We start from the raw sequence: 15,561 nt of genomic DNA, 5'->3' as shown, positions 1-15,561 counted from the left end.
CAAGGGTTGTGGCGCCCAGCGTTTCCGCGAGGCTTGCCCTGGAGACAATCATGACGACGTTTCTCACCGCTCTCGCATCCGAAGGTCCGCCAGCCGACCGGGCGAAAGACATGGACCTCTATGGATGGTTGATTGGCAGCTGGGACATGGAGACGGTTCACCACCGCAACGACGGCACAATCCAGAAATCGGATGGCGAGTGTCACTTTGGCTGGGTGCTCGAAGGCCGCGCCATTCAGGACATCTGGATCAGGCCCAGGCGCCCTGCCCCGTCCACCATGTATGGCACGACCTTGCGCGTCTTCGATCCCGGGATCGGTGGCTGGCACATTATCTGGAGCGATCCGCTCAACCAGGATTACTCGCGCCAGATCGGGCGGGCCGAAGGCAAGGACATCGTCCAGATGGGCGCCGACTCGCGCGGCCTGCAGGCGCGGTGGCGGTTCACCGAGATCACCGCCGCCAGCTTTCACTGGATCGGTGAGGAGAGACGAGCGGAGAGCGACCCCTGGCGCGTGACATATGAACATTTCGCGCGCCGGACGGGTTCCTGAAGCACGCTTGCGCATTCAGCCCCTCGTGCCTACGGGCGAGGTACGACCATAGATTAGCGATAGCTCAATTAACACCAAACCAGTATCTCAAAACCCGCCGGTACAAGCGCGCCCAAGAACCTTCATATGTACCGAGCGCGAACTGAGGCTAGACAAGTGAAGATTCCAATAGCATTGTTGGCACTGGGACGGGGCTCGACCGGCAAGCGCAAACGATGCTTGTCGGTGGTTGGCAACTGCTAAACCATACAGCCGTAATTGCCACGGCTGCGAGACCAAGGAGTCCCAAGGATGCCGAACCCAAGCCAAACCAGCGATCAATGGTGGGTCAACGACCAGACGCCGGACAACCCGTACGGCAAAAGCGAAGATTACGGGGCCTTCCTCACCTACCTTGGAGCGCTGGACCGGTCGATAACGCCGGCGATCGCGGCGGGAACGCTGAGGATCAATGTCACTGAGCTCAATGACCACCCCGAGTACAAGGCCGCCGCGATCGGCGCCTTGCAGATGTGGGCCAGTGTCACCCCTTTGAAGTTCGAAATCGTCGACAATGCACCATACAACAGCGCAACGGACTGGATGCAGGTTGTCAGCCCCGAACTGGGCGAAGAGGACGACGGCAGCGCCTATTCCAACGACCGCTATGTCAGCATCGGCCAGCGTTTCCACGACACCGAGGTCAACAAGACGGATATTGGCGGCTATGTCTTCGATTCCTTCATCCATGAATTCGGTCATGAGTTCGGCCTGAACCACCCCGGGCTCTACAATTACAGCGGCCCCGGCGGCGTACAGATCAATTATCTGAACAATGCAACCTGGACCTACGACCGTCAGCAATACAGCGTCATGTCCTATTTCGACGGGATCGATGTCGGTGAAACCAGCCGCTGGTCGGCGTCAACGCCGATGATGGCCGACATCGAGGCTGTCATCCGCCGCTTTTTCTCCACCGTCGACGAGAACGGCGTGCGCACCTATCAGCATATCGATCTCAACACGGGCGACAACGTCTACGGCTTCGGCAGTGCCGTGGACGGCTACCGGCTGACCTCCTCGGGCATGCAGCACGATATCGGTTTTGTCATCCATGACACCGGCGGAACCGACACGATCGACTTCTCCGGCTCGACGGCCGGCACGATCCTCGATTTGCGCGCCGGACAGTTCTCCAGCGTCAACGGCCACAGCAACAATGTGTCGATCTTTGCCGGGCACAACGCCGATGGCACCGATTATTACATCGAGAACGGCATCGGCAGCAGCTATGATGACGTCCTGATTGGCAATGACGGAGCCAACGTGCTGGATGGCCGCGGCGGCGGCGACCGCATGGCCGGCAATGGCGGCGACGACACCTACTTCGTCGATTCCCTCGACGACATCGTGCGCGAGGAAGCGAATGGCGGGAATGACACGGTCGTTCTGCTGAACCGGAACTTGAATATCCGGAAAATCGCCAACGTCGAACACATCATCTACGCCGACGAGTCGACACTCCAGCCTGGAGACGGCGGCACCGAAACCGCACCGACCATCGGCGACAACACGATGACCAGCGTCATCTTCGGCGACAATGGCAACAATACGCTCGACGGCGGCGCCGGCGACGACACGATCTTCGGCCAGGGCGGCGATGATCTCATCATCGGCGGCCGCGACTCGCTCGCCAGCCGCGACATCAACAACACCATCGATGTCGCCGACCTTCCAGACCAGACCGAGAGCGACGACGGCAATGACACGCTCTATGGCGGCCGCGGCAACGACACGATCCTCGGCGGCCAGGGCAACGACATCCTCGACGGCGGCGACGGCGACGATACGCTGAGCGGCCAGGATGGCGTCGATATATTCAGGGGCGGCGCCGGCGTCGACACGGTCGACTTCAGCAAGGAGAGCCCCTTCCAACTGCTCGTCAACCTCGAGACGAACGTGGCCAGCGGCGGAACCGCCACGGGCGACACCTTCTACAGCATCGAGAACCTGATCGGCTCCGATGACCGCATCGACCGTTTCATCGGTACGTCGGCGGCAAATCATTTCTGGGGCCGGGGCGGCGGCGACTATTTCAACGGCGGCGGCGGCAACGACATACTGGATGGCGGCAATGACGGCGACATCCTGTACGGTGAAGCCGGCAACGACACGATCATCGGCGGCGCCGGCCAAGACTATCTGGATGGCGGCGCCGGCATTGATACGGTCGTCTACGAAGGCAGCTCCGCCGGCGTGACGATCGACCTCGCCAATGGCACGGCCAATGGCGGCGACGGCGATGGCCCGGTGCAGATCGTCGGGCGCGGCACCGTTATCCGGCACGACATCCTGGTCGGCTTCGAAAACGCCGTCGGGTCGTTCTTCGACGACCATCTCATCGGCAACGCCCAGGCCAACAAACTTTCCGGCGGCGCCGGCAACGACACGCTGACCGGCGGTGGCGGCGCCGATATATTGAATGGCGGCGCCGGCAGCGACACGGCGGACTACGCCGACGCGGCCAGCGGGCAAAACCTCAAGCTGGGTGGCGGCAAATCCGGCGGCGACACCTATATCTCGATCGAAAATCTGGCTGGCTCGGGCTTCAACGATCACCTGACCGGCGATGGCGCGGCCAATGTGCTGACCGGCCAGGGCGGCGCCGACAAGATCGACGGCGGCGGCGGCGATGACACCCTGCTCGGCGATTTCGCCTATCAGGGCGATGCTCCGCCACGCCCGGGCATGGGCACCGGCTACGCCACGCTCGGACCGGACGCGACCAACAATTCGGTCTCGACCGCCTTCGACATCTCGAACAACTTCTCGCTGACCGCCGACCCCGACATCTTCGATTCGACGACCACCCTTCACACCACCGTCAATGCCACCGGAAACGGCTTGGGCGGATATTACAGCATCAACCTGGCGGCCGGCACGATCATCACCATCGACATCGATGGCATTGCCGACCCCAATGTCCATGACAGCATCGTCAGGGTGCTGGACAGCGATGGCAATATCGTCGCCCAGAACGACGATGGCGGCAACGACCCCGGCTCCAACAACGGCCGCGATTCGAGCACCAGCTTCATCGTTCAGGAAACCGGAACCTACTATATTGTGGAGGGCGAATGGTCGGACTCGGCTCCTGGCGATGGCTGGGTCGAATCCGTGCCGGAGGGCTCGACTTACAAGCTGAACGTGTCGGTCGAATTCCCGCCGGCACCAGCTCAGCCGGGCGTTGCGGGCGCCGATACGCTAAACGGCGGCGGCGGCAGCGACCTTTTGGATGGCGAGCTGGCTGCCGATACGCTGACCGGCGGCGCCGGCGACGACTATTTCCGCTTCTCGACAGAACTCGGGAACGGCAATATCGACTGGATCAAGGACTTCAAGGTCGCCGACGATACGATCCTGCTGGACAACCTCATCTTTGCCAGCGTTGGCGGCGACGGCGCCCTCGCTTTGGGCTCATTCTACAAGAGCGCAGCCGGCGCTGCTCATGATGCCGACGACCGCATCATCTACGACACCGACAGTGGAATATTGTCTTACGACGCCGATGGTTCCGGACAGGGAGCGGCCGTTCAGTTTGCACACCTGAACACAAATCTGGATCTTTCGGCTGCAGACTTCATCGTCATTTAACGCGTTGCCGGGAGGGGTGCCGTCAGGCTCCCCTCCCGCATACCCCAGCGCAGTGAAAAGGGAGAGGACGCGATGACCGACCGCCGCACAGTGTTAATGGCCGCCGGAGTTGCGGCAGTCGCCGCGGCCACCGGGGCAGCGGCAGCGCAATCGCCAGATATTCGCGCGCCAGATATTCGCGCAACAGATATTCGCGGCGCCGTCACCTTTGTGGGCGGCAAGGCTATCCCGGAAGGTCATCTCGAGATCTATCTTGAGGATCCCGCCATTCAGGACAGTGGGCGACGCCGCGCCGCCAAAACCAGCCTCAAGAGCGAGGGCGGCTCAAAGACGATAGAATTTTCCTTGCCCCTGCCCGCAAGCTCGACCGCTTCACCAACGCTGCAGGTCGTTGTGCGCCTGGAGCGTGCGGACGGCTGGCTGGTGGCGCGGGGCAGCGCGCAGTTCGAGGCGGGCTTGCCCGTCCATGTCACACTCAAGGCAGTTATCTATTGAAGGACGAGATGCCATATCCTGATTGCGAGCCTGCATGCAGCTGACGCCATCGACGCCGCTTACGCTGGTCGGAATCCTGGCGTCCTTTCGACGTGCGTTTTCGGGCATCGTCCTGATGAGCGGGGTCGTCAACGTGCTGACCCTGACCGGCTCGTTCTTCATGTTGCAAGTCTATGACCGCGTCGTTCCGGGTCGCAGCGTGCCGACGCTGGTCGGCCTGGCGGTGCTTGCGGGAACATTGTTCGTGTTTCAGGGAGTGCTGGAGCTGATCCGCTCTCGCCTCATGGTGCGGCTGGGACAGGGGTTGGACGCAAAGCTGAGCCCGTCGGTCTATTCGGCGCTGATGCGCCTGCCGCTGCGCGCCAAGCCTTCCGGCGACGGGCTGCAACCCCTACGGGATCTCGATCAGGTCCGCTCCTTTATCGGCAGTGCCGGACCGACCGCTTTGTTCGACCTGCCATGGATGCCGCTCTATATCGGCATCTGTTTCATTTTTCATTTCTGGATCGGCGTTACCGCGCTTGCCGGCGCCGTTGTCCTGTTTGCACTGACGCTTCTGGCCGAGTTCCGGACCCGCGGCCCGACAAGGATCGCCGGACAGCACGCGGCCGTTCGCAGCACGTTGGCCGAGGCGACAAGGCGCAATGCCGAAGCCATGCAGGCCATGGGTTTTGGCGGGCGTATCGCCGAGCGGTGGTCTGCCGTCAATGCCGAGTACCTGAACGCCCATGCGGCGGCCAGCGATGTCGCGGGAACGCTTGGCACGATTTCCAAGATCCTGCGGTTGATGCTGCAATCGGCAATGCTGGCGATCGGCGCTTATCTGGTCATCAAGCAAGAGGCGACCGGCGGCATCATGATCGCAAGCTCGATCATGATGGGCAGGGCGCTGGCTCCGATCGAACTGGCGATAGCGCATTGGAAGGGTTTCATTTCGGCGCGGCAAAGCTGGGCACGCCTGAAGCAGCTTCTGTCCGCGCTGCCGGAAGGCGCAACCGGCGTGACCCTGCCCGCGCCTGTCAGCGCGCTGGCGGTCGAGAATGTCAGTGTCGCGCCGCCGGGCGAACGCACGCCGGTGGTGTGGGATGCAAGTTTTTCACTGGCCAAGGGAGCAGGCCTGGGGGTCATCGGCCCGAGTGCTTCCGGCAAATCATCGCTGGTGCGTACGCTTGCAGGTGTCTGGCTGCCGGCGCGCGGCGCCGTGCGGCTGGACGGAGCGACGCTTGACCAGTGGCCGGCCGACGAGTTGGGCAAACATATCGGCTACCTGCCGCAGGATGTGCAGTTGTTCGACGGCACGATTGCGCAGAACATCGCCCGCTTCGACCCGGATGCGTCATCCGACATGGTGCTTGCGGCAGCCAAGGCCGCCGGCGTGCATGATCTCGTCGTGCATCTGGCCGACGGTTACGACACGAAGGTTGGCGAAGCCGGCGCCTCGCTGTCGGCGGGGCAACGGCAGCGTGTCGCCCTTGCCCGCTCTCTCTATGGCGATCCGTTCCTGGTCATCCTGGACGAGCCGAATTCCAATCTCGACTCGGAGGGTGAAGTGGCCTTGTCCGCAGCGATCCAGGGCATCAGGGACCGCGGCGGCATCGTTATCGTCGTCGCGCACCGGTCAAGTGTGCTGGCCAATGTCGATACGGTGCTGGTGATGGCCAATGGCCATGTGCAGGCCTTCGGTCCGAAGGACGAGGTGCTGAACAAGGTCTTCCGATCGGCAGCGCCGCTCAAGGTCGTTGCCGCCACGGAGCGAGGCGTTCCGGCATGAGCGAGGACAGAAGCGCTTTGCATCACCGGCAGGTCCGCCGCTATCTCGTGGCTGGCGTTGCTACCTGTCTGCTGCTTGTCGGAGGTGTTGGCGGCCTGGCGGCAGTGACCAAGATGTCGGGTGCGGTGATCGCAGCTGGCCGGCTGGTGGTCGATTCCAATGTAAAGAAGGTTCAGCATCCGACGGGCGGCGTGGTCGGCGAGATCAGGGTGCGTGAAGGCGACCGGGTCAAGGCGGGCGATATTCTGGTGCGGCTGGACGAGACGACAACGCGCGCCAATCTGGCGATCGTCTCAAAAGGTCTGGATGAGTTTTATGCACGGTTGGCGCGCCTGGAGGCGGAGCGTGACGGCAAGGACACGATCAGCTTTCCGGACGTTTTAACATCGCGGCGCGACGAAGCCGGTGTCGCCGCATCGATGGCCGGAGAACAATCGCTGTTCGATTTCCGGCACCAGGCGCGATCCGGCCAGCGATCTCAATTGCGCGAACGGATCGCCCAGTTGACGCAGGAGACCGCCGGCCTGACCGAGCAGCGGCAGGCGAAACGCCGCGAGATCGAGCTGATAGGGATCGAGCTGGAAGGGGTGCGGTCGCTCTGGCGTCGCAAGCTGATAGGGATCGAGCGGATGACGGCGCTGGAACGGGACGCGGTGCGGCTCGAAGGCGAGCATGGCCAGTTGACCGCCGGAATTGCCCAGGTGAAAGGCAAGGCGTCCGAGATCGAACTGCAGATTATCCAGATCGACCAGGACCTTCGCAGCGAGGTCGCAACCGACTTACGCGAAACCCAAGGGAAGATCTCCGAGTTCGTCGAACGCAAGGTGGCGGCCGAGGACCAGTTGAAGCGCATCGATCTGCGCAGCCCGCAGGATGGCGTGGTGCTGCAGTTGGCCGTGCATACGATCGGCGGGGTGATCACCCCCGGCGAACAGGTGATGCAGATCGTACCGGTGACGGACGACCTGACCGTTGAAGCGCATATCGCACCGCAGGATATCGACCAGGTGACGATGGGCCAGAATGCGATTTTGCGCCTGTCGGCGTTCAATCGGCAAACCACGCCGGAGCTGACCGGGACGCTGTCGCGGATCTCGGCGGATCTCACCATCGAAGAGCGTACCGGGGCAGCCTTCTATGTGGCGCGGGTGACGCTTCCGAAAACCGAGGTCGCCAAGCTGCGGGGGCTGGCGCTGGCGCCGGGCATGCCGGCCGAGGTGTTCTTCCCGACGGGCGACCGGACGATGCTTTCCTATCTGGTGAAGCCGCTGTCGGATCAGATCCAGAAAGCCTTCCGCGAAGAATGAAGCCGCACCTTTGAGAGCTGAAGCCTCGAGACCGGCTGGTTGCCGGTCCCCAAGGGTTAGGCCTACTCCGCCGCCTCGTAGCCGGCGATGCCCTTGATCTCGAGGAAATCCTCCAGCCCGTATTCGGCGTATTCGCGGCCGTTGCCGGATTGCTTGTAGCCGCCGAATGGCAGGCCGGCGTCCCATTGCGGATAGTTGATGTAGACATTGCCGGTGCGCATGCGGGCGGCGACTTCGCGGGCCTTCTGGATGTCCTTGGCCTGGATGTAGGACGCCAGCCCATAGACAGTGTCGTTGGCGGTGCCGATCGCCTCTTCCACTGTGTCATACGGCATGATCGCCAGCACCGGTCCGAAGATTTCCTCGCGTGCGATGCGCATGTCTGATGTGACATCGCCGAACACGGTCGGGCGGACATAGTAGCCGCGGTTGAGTTCGGCCGGACGGCCGGGGCCACCGGCAACGAGCGTCGCGCCTTCATCTATGCCGGCCTGGATCAGGTCCTGGATCTTGTCGAACTGGATCTGGCTGACCACCGGGCCGAGCTTGGTACCGGCCGCATCGGCCGGGCCGACGGTCAATTTTTCGGCCGCCGTCTTGGCGTAGCCGGTCGCCTCATCATGGCGGTCGCGCGGCACGAACATGCGGGTTGGCGCGTTGCAGGACTGGCCTGAGTTGCTGAAGCAGCCGGCGACGCCCTTGCTCACCGCCTTTTCAAGATCGACATCGGGAAACAGGATGTTGGCCGACTTGCCGCCGAGTTCCTGATGCACGCGCTTGACCGTCTCGGCGGCCGCCTTGGCAACCAGGATGCCGGCGCGGGTCGAACCGGTGAACGACATCATGTAGACATCGGGATGGCTGGACAGCGCCTGGCCGACGCCCGGGCCGTCGCCATTGACGAGGTTGAAGGCGCCCTTGGGAACGCCGGCCTCGTCGATGATTTCGGCAAAGATGATGGCGTCGAGCGGCGCGATTTCCGAGGGCTTCAGCACCATGGTGCAGCCGGCGGCGAGCGCAGGACCGACCTTGCAGGTGATCTGGTTCAGCGGCCAGTTCCACGGCGTGATCAGGCCGACGACCCCGATCGGCTCCTTGACGATCAGCGACGAGCCCTTGACTTGGCGAAATTCGAACGACTTCAGCACCTCGGCCATCTTCCGCAGATGTGCCAGGCCGATGCCGACCTGGCTGTCGAGTGCCATCTGGCGCGGCGCGCCCATCTCGCGCGATACGGCCAGCGCCAGATCGGCGCTGCGCTTCTTGTAGACCTCGATTATGCGGTTGAGGATATCCAGGCGCTCCTCGACCGAAGTGAAGCCGAATGTCTCAAAGGCGCGCTTGGCGGCCGCAACCGCCTTGTCGACATCGGCCTTTGAGCCGAGCGAAATCTGCGCGAAAGCATCTTCGTTTGACGGGTCGATGACGTCGAGTGTGCTGGGCACGACAGGATCGACCCACACGCCGTCGATATAGAACTGCAGATTGTGTGACACGGGCTTCTCCTCGGGGGATTTCTGAATTGATGGGGGGCGATCGCCGGATCGTCGTATCGGTTCAGGAATAGCGATGGGGCAAGAGCGATGTCAAACGCAAGGGCGGGCGATTGAGCCTACGGCTACAGAAGCGTGTGCCCCGCCGCGACCAGAAGCCCCCTTGCCGCGGCTTCATCCTTGGCTTTGACGAGCAGATGGTCACCATCGAAGGTGGATACCAGAAAAATGCCGAGTTCGTTTTCCGACAATGGTTTTATCACCGACAGGACGATGCCTGTTTCGTCGAAGGCAAAGGGACCTTGGAGTTTCAGGGCGACCCAGTCCCTGTCATGCTTCACCCCGTCCGGCACCCGATCCTGCAGGCAGACAACCGAAAGCTCGTCGTCGGTCCTGGTAATGCTGACGAAGCCCGGCCCGTCCGCCCAGCCGGGAATGCTGTCTTTTGCTTCGAGGCGCGAAACGGCATACCGCCCCGAGAGCGGCTTCAACCGGACCCTGACTGCCATCCGATCCTCCCTGTTATCGGCCATTACCCCAGTTTCTTGCTCATATAGACCGTGATGCCGTTCATGAACGGCTCCTCCCGGTCGATCGTATAGCCATGCCGTTTGTACAACAACACATTGGCCATGAAGGCGCCATTGGTCAGCAGGCGCAGCTCGAAGCAACTGGCCTCTAGCGCCTTCTGCTCCGCCCGTTCCAGCAGCAGCCGGCCGATTCCCCTGCCCTGCGCCTCTGGCGCGACGCAGACATTCTCGATCCAGAGATGATCGTCGGCCAGCATGGTCTCGATCATGCCGACGATGCGGCCATTTTCGATGGCGAGATCGAACGGATGTTCGGCGACCGCCTTGTCATAGTCGGCGCGCATCGGCAGCGGCTCGCGGCCGATCAGAGGCACCCATTTGGCATAGGCGGCACGCACAATGTCCCGGACGGCGGCCGCGTCTGCCGGCTCAGCCGGCCGAAACAGGATGGAAGAATTGGACATGGCAAAGGCTCCAGACATGAAAACCCCGCCGGCAGACATCGCGGGCGGGGCTGGAACGAACGAACCGGAATTTTATTGGGCCGGTCCTTTTCGTCGCGCAAACAGCTTGCCACACTGCGTGGTGCAGGAACGGCGTCGCTTGGCGATGGCGAACGAGAAAACGAACATGACGCCACGCTGGAGCAGGAAGCGCGGCGCTGTCAAGATTTTGGCGTTGGCCCAGCCTCCGAGTTGACCCGCGCGGCAGAGCGGCCGGCGCCGGCAAGGCCATAAGTGTACTGCCAGGCAACGCCAGTCGTCACCTTGCGCGGTGGTTGCTCGCCCTAAACTGCTGCCGTCGAGTAGGGCTCTCGTACGCGTACAAAAAAACAGCAACAGCTAATATTGTTGGACATTCAACCTACCACTGGTTCAAATTTCTATTTGATCTAGTCTTGGCATCATAATATAAGCGGAGAAGCACTGGACGGGCTGACGGGGGGGGGCCATGCATCGAGGGCTGGCAAAGCGTACAATCTCACGTTTGTTAGGCGCGATGACGGTCGTCTACGCGCTCGCGGGCACGACGTCAGCGCTCGGGCAGTCTTGTAGTCCCACACAGACAGCTCATGCTTTTAGCTTTACTGGCGCCGACCAGTCCATCTCGGTTCCTGGCAACACCCATTCCGCCACAGTATACCTCAAGGGAGCGCAAGGCGGGGTTGGCAAGAGCGGCGCCGGCACCATCGGGGGCAGCCCATTGAGCCCAGGCGGCGCCGGCGGGCTCGGCGGCCAGGTGAGCGGTTCCTTGACTGTCGCGCCGGGTGACATCCTTTCTGTCGGCGTTGGCGGCCGTGGCTCGCTCGCGGTCAATCCCGGTGGCGCGAGCGGTACTCCCGACGGCGGCAATGGTGGAGGGGCGACCGACCTGCGGCTGGGCGGAACCCGCCTGGCAATTGCTGGCGGCGGTGGCGGCGGTGGCAACGGGGGCTGGCACACTACAAATTCGATAGCTGGTGGCGCCGGTGGCAAGAGCGGGGGATCCGGCTCGGCAGGAACCGATGTTTCGGGCGGCCTTGGCCCCTTCGGCGGTGAAGGTGGCACTGTAGGTGCCGGTGGCGCGATCGGCGCTGGGTGCGATAGTTTTCCTGGCACGGCCGGTCAGGCAAATGGCCAAGGCGGAACTGCACGAAATTTCTCAGGGTCTTTCCTGGGCGCCGGATATGCTGGTGGTGGCGGTGGCGGGGCTACTGTCGGCGGCGGTGGTGGCGGCGCAGGCGTCGGCACGACCTCGTGCCAGCAGAACTGGAACGGCGCCGGCGGCGGCGGCGGCGGCGGATCATCGGATGCCGGCTCGCTGCAATCGGCTGCGGTGGCGGAAGGCGTCAATTCCGGCGATGGGTCCGCATTGATCTGTTTTGATGAGCCGCTCTATGTGATCAGCGGCACAGCGAGCGGTCAGACCGGGACGGTGAGTTTGAAATTGACATCAAGCTCGCCGGCAGGGACGCAAACCAGGGACGTGAATGTCGGCGATATCACCTTTGCCTTTGCGGATGGCCTGCTGACCGGCTCCAACTGGAGCGTTGAGGTTACTGCCAAGCCGGCCGACCAGACATGCACGGTTACGACGGCCTCGGGCACGGTGGCGGGAGCCGACGTGACCAATCTTGTCCTGTCCTGCACCACGGTCACGGTGGAGCTGTCGCCGGCAACATTGCCGAATGCGCATATTGGCACGCCGTACAGCCAGACCATCACGGCAAGCAGCCCCAATGGCGGCGCCGCACCCTACACCTTCACCGTGATTTCCGGCTCAGTGCCTCCCGGCCTCGCGCTCTCGCCTGGAGGTACGCTGGCTGGCACACCCACTGTCGCGGCCAATTACGATTTTACGGTGCGGGCCACGGACAGCAACGGCGTTACGGGCCAACGTGACTACACTGTGGCCGTCGAGATCTACTTGCCGTCGGCACAGGACCACACGCTGGACGTGATGGCCGGAACGACCGGGTCCCTCGACCTGACGCAAGGGGCGACGAATGGGCCGTTTACCAGCGCCACGATTGCCTCGCCGCCGCCGGGCGAAGCGGGCACGGCTTCCATTGTGCCCGATGGCGGCGCTTATATCCTGCAGTTTGTCGCGGCAGCCACCTTTGCCGGCACAACCAGCCTGACCTACACGCTCTCGAATGCCGACGGAACGTCACCTCCGGCAACCGTGACCATCAACGTCACGGCGCGGCCCGACCCCTCGCGCGATCCGGAAGTGATCGGCCTGATTCGGGCACAGGTGGAGGCGGCAAAGCACTTCGCCGACATTCAGATCCAGGGATTTGGACAGAGGCTGGAACAGCTCCACAATGAGGGCGACCAGCGCCACAATTCGATAGGCCTCAGCGTTGCCGTCCAGCAATCGTCGGACAATCCCGACGCATACGCTCAGCAGCAGAATGCAGCGAACGATCCGGCGCTCGCCGCAATCGCCACGGCATCGTCGCAGTCCACTTACGGAGCGCCCAATCCGGAGCGCATTCAGCCCAACGCCAACGCAAAGCAGGACGGGACTTCGACCGGCGCGTCGCCGATGAAGACCGGACAGTCTTCAACTGGCACGGACGTGGACACCCAGACGTCGTCACTGCCGGCCGAGAACCCATTTGGCGAACTGGCCTTCTGGAGCAGCGGCTACGTCAATTTCGGCACAGATGACGATGGGGCCATCAAGCTCGACCATACGCTGGTCGGCGTGAGCGTCGGTGCCGACTACCGCTTTTCCCCGACCTTCACCGCCGGTCTCGGGTTTGGCTATGGCCATGACGTCACCGACGTCGGGAGCAACGGCACCGAAAGCCGCGCCCATACCATCTCGGTCGCCGCCTATAGCAGCTACCGCCCGGCGCCAGGTTTTTTTGTCGATGGCCTTGCCGGCTATGGCGCCCTCAATTTCGACAGTGAGCGCTATGTGACCGATACCGGCGATTTCGCGTCTGGAACGCGCGACGGAAGCCAGGTCTTCGGGTCGCTGACGGCGGGCTACGAATTTCGCCGGCCGGACTCTCTGATATCACCCTATGGACGTCTGTCGGGGTCCCACTCCACGCTTGACGGCTTCACCGAGACGGGTGGCGACATCTATAATCTGACCTTCGGCAAGCAGACCGTCGACACGCTGTCGGGCACCCTTGGCCTGCGCATCGAGAACAACATTCCTACCAGCTGGGGTCTGCTCACACCGCGCGCGCGCTTTGAGTATACGCACGACTTTGCCGGCTCCAGCCGCGTCAGCCTCGGCTATGCCGATATCGGCACCACGCCCTACGCGCTGGACGCAGATGCCTTTTCCAACGACTATTTGTCAATCGGGCTCGGCGTCGATGCGCAAATCGGCGGTATTGCCTTCGGGCTGAACTACAGCACCGCGGTCGGCAGCAACGGCGACAGCCAGGACCATACGATCGCCGCGCGAATTGGGATGAAATACTAGGGCATGATCCCAAAAAGTGGGGTTAGATCGTGATGGGAATTCATCATGATCTAGGGCGGCTCCAGGTTTCGCCCGGCCGCTCTTTCTCATTCTGACCTCGGCCGCCCTAAACGTTCACAAAAACCGATCATTTCAACAAAAACAATTCGTTGGAAAGATCGATTCTGGAATGACATTCTCCTGAGGTACTTGTGTGGAGAATTGCATTGTCTTCCGCCGCCCAGCTAGCGAACGATATTCCGATCAGCATGATTTCCGCCGATCTGGCCGTGGGCCGGAAGCGGCTCGGTTCCGTGTGGAATGGCGTCATCCCCGGGATCGTGCTGGTGGCGATGATCACGGCTGTGGCCTTCTCGGCCCATAATGTCTCCGGCTTCGCGCTGTTCAGCCCGATGATCCTCGCCGTCGTCGCCGGCATGATCTATTCCAACGTGCTCGGCACGCCCGCCCACGCCAAGGCCGGCATTGCATTCTCGCAGAAGCGCCTGCTGCGCTTTGCCGTCGTGCTGCTCGGCTTCCAGCTGACGCTTGGCCAGGTCGTCTCCATCGGCGCCGGCGGCGTCGGCATCGTGGCGCTGACCCTTGGAGCGACCTTCGTCTTCACCATTACGCTTGGCCGGCTGATCGGCGTCGACGCCAAGCTGGCGCAGCTGATTGCCGCCGGCACCTCGATCTGCGGCGCTTCGGCGATCGTTGCCACCAACATCGTCACCGATGCGCGCGACGAGGACGTCACTTATGCCGTCGCCTCGATCACGCTGTTCGGCACCGTCGCCATGCTCGGCTTTCCGCTGCTGGCGCCGGTGCTCGGCCTCGACCAGCACGCATTCGGCCTGTGGGCCGGCGCCTCGATCCACGAGGTGGCACAGGTCATCGGCGCCGGCTTCCAGAACGGCGCCCAGTCCGGCGAGATCGCCACCGTCGCCAAGCTGACCCGCGTCGCCCTGCTGGCGCCGATGGTCATCGCGCTCGGCCTGATGGCGCGCCGCAAGAGCAATGGCGATCGCCCAAGCGACCAATCCGGTGCGCGGCCGCCGATGCCGTGGTTCGTCGCCGCTTTCATCGCCGTCGTGGCGCTGAACAGCCTGGTTGCCGTGCCGGCCGAAGTGAAGTCGGCCATGGCGTTCGCTACCACCATCATGCTGACCATGGGGCTCGCCGCCATGGGTCTGCAGGCCAACATTTCGCAACTGCGCTCGCGCGGCCTTCGCCCGCTGGCGCTCGCCTTCTGCGCCTTCCTGTTCATCGGCGGCTTCAGCCTGATGCTGGTGAAGTTCGCTTAGTCCTCGAACGAACTCGCCGCGACATAGATCGCGGCAAGCGCCTCGATGCCGGCCTGGTCGTCCTTGTCGAAGCGGCCGGGCGTCGGGCTGTCGAGGTCGATCAGGCCGAAGACGCCGTCACTGTCCCTCAGCAGCACGACGAGTTCCGAGCGCGAGTCGGCGTCGCAGGCGATGTGGCCGGCAAACTCGTGCACATCCTTGACCAGCATCGACATTTCGAGATCGATCGCGGTGCCGCACACGCCCTTGCCGACGGCGATGCGCACGCAGGCCGGCTTGCCCTGGAACGGTCCAAGCACCAGCTCCTCGTCCGACGCCAGGAAATAGAAGCCGGCCCAGTTGAGATCGGGCACCATCTGGAAGATCAGCGCCGATGTGTTGGCGGCGTTAGCGACGGAGTCGCTCTCGCCTTCCAGCAGCGCCTTCAACTGGGTGGCCAGTTCGCGGTAGAAGGCCGGCTTGTCGGTGCTGTCGATGGTCTGGGCCGCAAACATGGCGTCGTCTCCATTGCCGGCGGGCCAAAAAGCCCGTTACATTTCCTGTCTGCCACCAATGACGCTCCCAG

Annotated in this window: 11 protein-coding genes; 7 read left to right on the top strand and 4 right to left on the bottom strand. The window is 62.9% G+C overall.

Going from position 1 to position 15,561, the window contains the following annotated elements; genetic code table 11:
• The first annotated feature begins 50 nt into the window (after nt 1-50).
• From AC3CCE_RS31235 to AC3CCE_RS31215, 5 genes are all read left to right on the top strand, one after another.
• Nucleotides 51-554, top strand: a complete 504-nt coding sequence (locus AC3CCE_RS31235) for a hypothetical protein (protein WP_023682882.1) — start codon at nt 51-53, stop codon at nt 552-554.
• Nucleotides 555-845: 291 nt separating this feature from the next.
• Nucleotides 846-4,187: a M10 family metallopeptidase C-terminal domain-containing protein gene (locus AC3CCE_RS31230; protein ID WP_352625398.1), complete on the top strand. Its 3,342-nt coding sequence runs from the start codon at nt 846-848 to the stop codon at nt 4,185-4,187.
• Nucleotides 4,188-4,259: 72 nt separating this feature from the next.
• Nucleotides 4,260-4,682, top strand: coding sequence for a hypothetical protein (locus AC3CCE_RS31225; RefSeq protein ID WP_352625400.1), 423 nt, complete (start codon nt 4,260-4,262; stop codon nt 4,680-4,682).
• 34 nt (nt 4,683-4,716) lie between these two features.
• Nucleotides 4,717-6,453: a type I secretion system permease/ATPase gene (locus AC3CCE_RS31220; RefSeq protein WP_352625403.1), complete on the top strand. Its 1,737-nt coding sequence runs from the start codon at nt 4,717-4,719 to the stop codon at nt 6,451-6,453.
• Complete coding sequence (locus AC3CCE_RS31215) at nt 6,450-7,760, top strand: HlyD family type I secretion periplasmic adaptor subunit (RefSeq protein ID WP_023705800.1); 1,311 nt, start codon at nt 6,450-6,452, stop codon at nt 7,758-7,760. Before AC3CCE_RS31220 ends, AC3CCE_RS31215 begins: the two co-directional genes overlap by 4 nt.
• A 62-nt stretch (nt 7,761-7,822) precedes the next feature.
• Here AC3CCE_RS31215 and AC3CCE_RS31210 read toward each other — a convergent pair whose 3' ends face one another.
• The 3 genes from AC3CCE_RS31210 to AC3CCE_RS31200 all read right to left on the bottom strand — a co-directional run bounded on the left by AC3CCE_RS31210 (nt 7,823) and on the right by AC3CCE_RS31200 (nt 10,247).
• On the bottom strand, nt 7,823-9,256 hold the full coding sequence (locus tag AC3CCE_RS31210) for an aldehyde dehydrogenase family protein (protein WP_352625405.1): 1,434 nt from the start codon (nt 9,254-9,256) through the stop codon (nt 7,823-7,825).
• A 122-nt stretch (nt 9,257-9,378) separates the two neighbouring features.
• Nucleotides 9,379-9,762: an ACT domain-containing protein gene (locus tag AC3CCE_RS31205; RefSeq protein WP_023700600.1), complete on the bottom strand. Its 384-nt coding sequence runs from the start codon at nt 9,760-9,762 to the stop codon at nt 9,379-9,381.
• 23 nt (nt 9,763-9,785) lie between these two features.
• Entirely contained in the window at nt 9,786-10,247 is a 462-nt protein-coding gene (locus AC3CCE_RS31200; protein WP_352625406.1) for a GNAT family N-acetyltransferase, read from the bottom strand.
• Between the two features lie 739 nt (nt 10,248-10,986).
• Here AC3CCE_RS31200 and AC3CCE_RS31195 point away from each other — a divergent pair.
• The gene (locus AC3CCE_RS31195; RefSeq protein WP_352625407.1) at nt 10,987-13,713 is read left to right on the top strand and encodes an autotransporter domain-containing protein; all 2,727 of its coding nucleotides are present in this window, start codon (nt 10,987-10,989) and stop codon (nt 13,711-13,713) included.
• 248 nt (nt 13,714-13,961) lie between these two features.
• The gene (locus tag AC3CCE_RS31190; RefSeq protein WP_488377250.1) at nt 13,962-14,996 is read left to right on the top strand and encodes a YeiH family protein; all 1,035 of its coding nucleotides are present in this window, start codon (nt 13,962-13,964) and stop codon (nt 14,994-14,996) included.
• On the opposite strand, the gene AC3CCE_RS31185 is transcribed toward AC3CCE_RS31190, so the two are convergent.
• Nucleotides 14,993-15,490: a GAF domain-containing protein gene (locus AC3CCE_RS31185; protein WP_023730524.1), complete on the bottom strand. Its 498-nt coding sequence runs from the start codon at nt 15,488-15,490 to the stop codon at nt 14,993-14,995. The genes AC3CCE_RS31190 and AC3CCE_RS31185 overlap by 4 nt on opposite strands.
• Between the last annotated feature and the right edge of the window lie 71 nt (nt 15,491-15,561).

This window comes from Mesorhizobium sp. P160187 (assembly GCF_057766425.1).
The sequence above is the reverse complement of the archived record's forward strand: the minus strand, read 5'-3'. Positions and strand labels throughout refer to the sequence as shown.